The organism is Paenibacillus sinensis, from assembly GCF_019904155.1.
In the GTDB taxonomy this organism is placed as follows: Bacteria; Bacillota; Bacilli; order Paenibacillales; family Paenibacillaceae; genus Paenibacillus_AQ; species Paenibacillus_AQ sinensis.
In genome coordinates this window covers 1-248 of sequence record NZ_JAHCMB010000002.1, presented here as the reverse complement: position 1 = coordinate 248, position 248 = coordinate 1, and the positions used below count along the sequence as shown (strand labels likewise).

Sequence of the window (248 nt, the reverse complement as noted above, 5' to 3'; positions counted from 1 at the left end):
TCCGGATGTTGCGTATACGTTATCTGTCCATATCCGCCGCCATCTTATGAATCGGAATCGCCAGCAGCCAAAACGCCCATATGATACCCACCTGCAAAAACGCCTGGCGGAAAAGTCCTGTGTTTAGCGCCGAAAACAGCACATACACTGACGCTCCCAGGCTCACCATCAAATGCAGGTATGCCAAGAAAACCCTCATATCGTCCCTTCCTCTCTGCCCTTTTTTCGTTTTTGGCAGTAGAAAACCA

General features: G+C 49.6%; 1 protein-coding gene. It reads right to left on the bottom strand.

Annotation, left to right across the window (positions count from 1 at the left end; all coding sequences use genetic code 11):
• Nucleotides 1-19: 19 nt before the first annotated feature.
• The coding region (locus KIH86_RS00035) for a hypothetical protein (RefSeq protein WP_223110234.1) at nt 20-248 on the bottom strand (229 nt) is incomplete at its 5' end.